We start from the raw sequence: 5,437 nt of genomic DNA, 5'->3' as shown, positions 1-5,437 counted from the left end.
CACGCTGATGCGCGAGCAGGCGATCGAGCGCGGCGCGCTGACCACGGTGCCCAACGTCGAGGTCCTCGGCATGGACGTCGAGGAGGGCCGGATCCGCAAGGTACGTACGGACAAGGGCGACATCGACGCCGAGCACGTCGTCATCGCCTGCGGCGTGTGGAGCCCCAAGATCGGCGACATGGCCGGGGTGAGCATCCCGCTGACCCCCGCCGTCCACCAGATGATCAGCGTCGGCCCGTGCCCGCAGCTCGCCGAGCACGAGGGCGAGATCACCTTCCCGATCGTGCGGGACATGGACACCTTCTGCTACGAGCGCCAGCACGGCGCCGACATGGAGGTCGGCTCCTATGCGCACCGCGCGATCCTGATGGAGCCCGAGGACATCCCGTCGATCGAGCAGTCCAAGCTGTCCCCGACCGAGCTGCCGTTCACCTCCGACGACTTCGACACCCAGCTCGAGCAGGCCTACGAGCTGATGCCGGAGCTGCTCGGCGCGGAGGGCGCCGAGATCCGCTACGCGATCAACGGCCTGCTCTCGCTCACCTGCGACGGCTCGCCGATCCTCGGCGAGAGCCATGTGAAGGGGCTGTGGACCGCGGCTGCGGTCTGGGTCAAGGAGGGCCCGGGCGTCGGCCGCGCGGTGGCCGAGTGGATGACCCACGGCTGGAGCGAGATCGACGTCGCCCACAGCGACATCGCGCGGTTCCACCCGCACCAGCTGCGCCGCGAGCACACCCGGCTGCGCACCACCGAGTCGTTCATCAAGACCTACGGGATCATCCACCCCGCCGAGCAGTACGAGTCCGACCGCGGGCAGCGGAAGTCCCCGATGTACGACTCGCAGGAGAAGCTCGGCGCGTTCTTCTTCGAGACCGCCGGGTGGGAGCGGCCGCACTGGTATGAGTCCAACGCCGCCCTCCTCGACGAGTACGGCGACCGCGTCATGCCCCGCGAGCACGAGTGGGACTCGCGCTGGTGGAGCCCGATCATCAACGCCGAGCACCTGCGGATGCGCGAGGCCGCCGGCGTCATCGACCTCACGGCGTTCGAGATCCTCGACATCGTGGGTGCGGCCGGCTCGGGGAGCGCCCTGGCCAGCGTGCAGCAGACCTGTGTCGCCCAGTGCGACGTGCCGGTCGGCAAGGTCGTCTACACGCCCGTGCTCGACGACAACGGCGGGTTCCGTTCCGACCTGACGGTGATGCGGCTCGGGGAGGACCACTTCCGCGTCGTCACCGGTGGCGCGCACGGGATGGCCGACGGGCAGTGGTTCACCGACCACCTCGTCGACGGCGCGACCCTGACCGACCGCACCGACCAGGTCTCCACCATCGGCCTCTGGGGCCCGCGGGCTCGGGACATCCTGGCCTCGCTCACCGACCCGGAGAGCACAGACGTGTCCGACGCGGGCTTTTCGTTCCTCACCTGCAGGGAGATCACCGTGTCGACACCGAGCGGCGGCGTACCGGTCCTGGCCTCGCGGATCTCCTACGTGGGCGAGCTCGGCTGGGAGCTCTATGTCGCCATGGACGACGCCGCCCAGCTCTGGGAGGCGCTGCTCGACACCGGTGACACCCACGGCACCGTGCCCGTGGGCATCGGCGTCTACGGCACCACCGGCCGGATCGAGAAGGGCTACCGCGCCTACGGCTTCGAGCTCGACGCCGAGCGCACCATCGTCGAGGCCGGGATGCAGCGGCCCAAGGTCAAGACCGCGGACTTCGTCGGGCGCGAGCGCTACCTGGCCCAGCGCGAGGAGGCGCCCAGGACCGTCCTGTGCACGCTCACCGTCGAGGACCACACCTCGGCCTCGGGCATGAAGCGCTACATGCTCGGCGGCGAGCCGATCCTCACTCGCGACCGCGGCACGCTGACCGACGGGCACGGCCACCACCCCTACGTGACCACGGCCGGCTCGGCGCCGTCGCTCGGCAAGCACGTGCTGCTCGCCTACCTCCCGCCGGAGGAGGCGCGGATCGGCAACGAGCTCGCGGTGTCCTACATGGAGGAGCTCTACCCGGTGGTGGTCAGGTCGGTCGACGCGACCCCGCTGTTCGACCCCGCGAACGAGAGGCTGCGCTGATGGCTGATGTCCTGGTCTGCGTCAAGCGGGTCCCGGACTCCTCCAGCGAGGTGGTGCTGACCGAGGACGCACAGGCGGTCGACGGGCGGTACGCCGGCTTCACGACCAGCCCGCACGAGGAGTGTGCGGTCGAGCTCGCCGTACAGATCACCGCGGCGACCGGCGGTGAGGTGTCGGTCCTGACGCTCGGCGACGCCGATGCCGTCGAGCAGCTCCGATCCGCGCTCGCGGTGGGTGCCACCGCCGCGACCCTGGTCGAGACCGACGCCTCGAAGCTCGGCCCCGCCGACGTCGCGCGAGAGGTCGCCGCCGTGGTCAGGGCCCACGAAGCAGGGGGCACCCCTCACGAGCTGGTGCTGCTGGGGAACGACGCCGCTGACAGCGGCGACTTCCAGGTCGGCATCCGGCTCGCCTACGAGCTCGGCCGCCCGGTCGTGAACGGCGCCAAGGTCGTCTCGGTCGAGGGCGACACGGTGACCGCGCACGTCGACGGGCCCGAGGGCGTCGAGACCTACCGGGTCCCGCTGCCGGCGGTGGTGACGATCCGGGAGGGCGGTGTCGAGCCGCGCTACCCCAGCGTGCCCGGCCGGATGAAGGCCAAGAAGGTGGCGATCGAGGAGCGCACACTCTCGGCGGAGCCCACCGGACCCAAGCGGGTCAGGCTGACCCTCCCGCCGCCGGTGCCCAGCAACGTGCAGGTGCTCGGTGAGGGAGCGGCCGCCGCTCCGGCCGTGGTCGACCTGTTCGAGGAGCTGGGGGTGCTGGCCCGATGATCCTGACCCTGGTCGAGAAGGACCTCGAGGGCGCCGCCGTCGACGTGTCGCTCGAGGCGCTGACCTTCGCCCGCCGGCTCTCCGCCGAGGGAGGCGGGGTCCCGGTCGACGCGGTCGTGGTGGGCGAGGCCGGCGACGAGCTGCGCAAGGAGCTCGCGGCGTACGGCGTCCGTACGATCTACCAGGTCGGCGGCGACGGCGTCGCGGCGTACTCCGGCGCGGGCTGGGCCTCGGCGATCCTCTCGGTGCGCAAGGAGGCCAACGCCGTCGTGGTGATGGCCGCCGGCACCGACCGCGGCAACGAGCTGATGGCGCACCTGGCTACCCGAGCCGGGGTCGCGATGGCGGCGAACGTGCTGTCGTTCGACGGCCTCTCGCCGTTCACGGTCACCCGGCAGGTGGTCGGTGGCGCGGCCCTGGAGGAGATGGTGCTCGACCAGCGGCCGGCGGTGTTCACCGTCGCCGGCCATGCCGTCGAGGCGTCCCCGGCCGAGGTCCCGGGTGCGGCCGACGTCGTCCCGGTGGCCCCCGAGATCGCGGCCGCCGACCTGGTCGCGCGGGTGGTGTCGACCGAGGAACCCGAGGCCGACGAGTCCGGCTCGCTGAAGTCCGCGCGGGTGGTCGTCGGCGCCGGCCGTGGCGCCGGCGGGCCCGACGGCTTCACCGACCTGCTCGAGCTCACCGAGCTGCTCGGCGCCGCGCTCGGCGTCTCGCGGGTTGTCACCAGCGCCGGCTGGCGGCCGCACCACGAGCAGGTCGGCCAGACCGGCAGCCGGATCTCGCCGGAGCTCTACATCCCGTGCGGCATCAGCGGCGCCATCCAGCACTGGGCGGGCTGCTCGTCGGCGAAGACGATCCTCGCGATCAACACCGACCCCGAGGCGCCGATGGTGACCCGGGCGACGTACGCAGTGATCGGCGACCTGCACGAGGTCGTGCCGGCGATCAACGAGGAGATCAAGCGCCGCCGCGGCTGAGCGCTGCCGCACGCGCCACCAGTTCCTCCGGGTACCTACCCTTGTCACACGGAGGGACTGATGGCGCGACATGGGGCACGACGCGCGCAGACCGCCATCGCGGTCTGCGCGGCGCTCGTGCTGTCGGCGTGCTCGGGTAGCTCGGGTGACCCGTCGGCGGACCCGACGTCGGCCGCGGCGACCCCGGGTGCGCCGGGCACGTCCGCGGCGCCGACGGTCGAGGACGCGCACGCCGTCCCCGCTCCCGGGCCGCGCCAGCCGGGGGTGCTGGCGCCGGCCGACATCCTTGTCACCCGGGCCGACACCATCGACGAAGCCACCGTCCGGGCGATCAAGCACGTCCCCGGCGTCACCAGCGTGGCCGTGATCTCGCTGTCCGAGGCCACCATCGAGAACCGCGCACTGACCGTGGCGGCGGTCGACCCGGCGACGTACCGCAGCTTCGTGCCGCGCGACTCGGCGGACTTCCAGGAGGCCTGGGACCGCCTGGCCGGCGGCGAGCTCGCCCTCAAGCAGCGGCTCAAGGATCGGGTCCCGCTCGACGCCGACGGCTACCTCAGGCTCGGTGGCGCCACCGATGCCCCGTCGGTCCACGTCGGCGCCTACATCCAGCAGCAGCCGCTCGTGGACGCGGTGGTCAACGACACCTGGGTGAAGACCCTCGGCATGAAGCCGGACAACGCGCTGCTGGTGCGGACCGGCAAGCACGCACCCAAGCCGGTGCGGAAGCGGATCGAGAAGCTGCTCGGCCCCGACACCTCCGCGCAGCTCGTCGACAAGGCCACCCGCACCGGCATCGACCCGTCGGCCCACCAGATCGCGGTCGTCACCGGCACCGTCGCCGACGCGGTGGGGGTCTACCGCTACAGCGTCCTCGGCGGCGGCCACATCGCCCCCGACCCGGCGTGGGTCCGCGACCACATCACCACCGAGCTGGTCCCGATCCTGGGCGCGGTCACCTGCAACAAGGTGATCTTCCCGCAGCTGAGGGCGGCGCTGCTCGACATCCAGGAGCAGGGGCTGGCCGGCGCGATCCACCCCGAGCAGTACGCCGGCTGCTACTACCCGCGGTTCATCGCCGGCACCACCACCCTGTCCAACCACGCCTTCGGGCTCGCCCTCGACATCAACGCGGTGGAGAACCAGCGCGGCACGGTCGGCGCCATCGACCGGTCGGTGGTCCAGGTCTTCGAGAAGTGGGGCTTCACCTGGGGCGGCACCTGGCACTACACCGACCCGATGCACTTCGAGCTGAACAGCATCCGCACCCCGCAGCTGGAGTCGTCGAAGAAGCAGTAGCTGTGGTGTCCCGGTTCCACGGGGGACCGCACCGCAAATTGGCCACCCAGGACGCCGAGATGTGGTGCAAATCAGCTGGACCCGTCTTTGCCGAGGTTCTCCGGCACCAGGTGCCGATTTCCCTCCGCAAACCCCATCAGCGGGGCTGGCGGGGGAATGGTGGTGGTGCCCGCGCTGTGCAACGGCGCGGTCGACGCTCTGGCCGGACAGCTCGTTGTACCGCGAGGTCACCTCACGAGCCTGTCAGGTCGCTCGGGAACCCCGGCCCCGAGGCAGGCTTCAGCCCAGGCGCGCCGCCGCACCCT

At 71.6% G+C, this 5,437-nt stretch carries 4 protein-coding genes; all 4 read left to right on the top strand.

Annotated elements, in window-relative coordinates; genetic code table 11:
* Positions 1-2,083: FAD-dependent oxidoreductase (locus VFV89_RS23410; protein ID WP_329708403.1), on the top strand; the 2,083-nt coding region annotated here is incomplete at its 5' end.
* Positions 2,083-2,856 carry a hypothetical protein gene (locus VFV89_RS23405; RefSeq protein ID WP_329708402.1) on the top strand — a complete coding sequence of 258 codons (774 nt, stop codon included), beginning with the start codon at positions 2,083-2,085 and terminating at the stop codon, positions 2,854-2,856. The genes VFV89_RS23410 and VFV89_RS23405, both read left to right, overlap by 1 nt.
* Entirely contained in the window at positions 2,853-3,833 is a 981-nt protein-coding gene (locus VFV89_RS23400; protein ID WP_329708401.1) for an electron transfer flavoprotein subunit alpha/FixB family protein, read from the top strand. The genes VFV89_RS23405 and VFV89_RS23400 overlap by 4 nt, the downstream gene beginning before the upstream one ends.
* A gap of 60 nt (positions 3,834-3,893) precedes the next feature.
* Complete coding sequence (locus tag VFV89_RS23395; protein ID WP_329708400.1) at positions 3,894-5,132, top strand: M15 family metallopeptidase; 1,239 nt, start codon at positions 3,894-3,896, stop codon at positions 5,130-5,132.
* Positions 5,133-5,437: the final 305 nt, after the last annotated feature.

The sequence above is a fragment of the Nocardioides sp. genome, from assembly GCF_036274455.1.
GTDB lineage: Bacteria > Actinomycetota > Actinomycetes > Propionibacteriales > Nocardioidaceae > Nocardioides.
Note: the sequence above shows the minus strand (reverse complement) of the source record. Positions and strands in the feature narration are given on the sequence as shown.

Bases quoted from the DNA above. Each gene is read 5' to 3' on its own strand.
- VFV89_RS23405 (WP_329708402.1), top strand. From the start codon at position 2,083: ATGGCTGATGTCCTGGTCTGCGTCAAGCGGGTCCCGGACTCCTCCAGC.
- VFV89_RS23400 (WP_329708401.1), top strand. From the start codon at position 2,853: ATGATCCTGACCCTGGTCGAGAAGGACCTCGAGGGCGCCGCCGTCGAC.
- VFV89_RS23395 (WP_329708400.1), top strand. From the start codon at position 3,894: ATGGCGCGACATGGGGCACGACGCGCGCAGACCGCCATCGCGGTCTGC.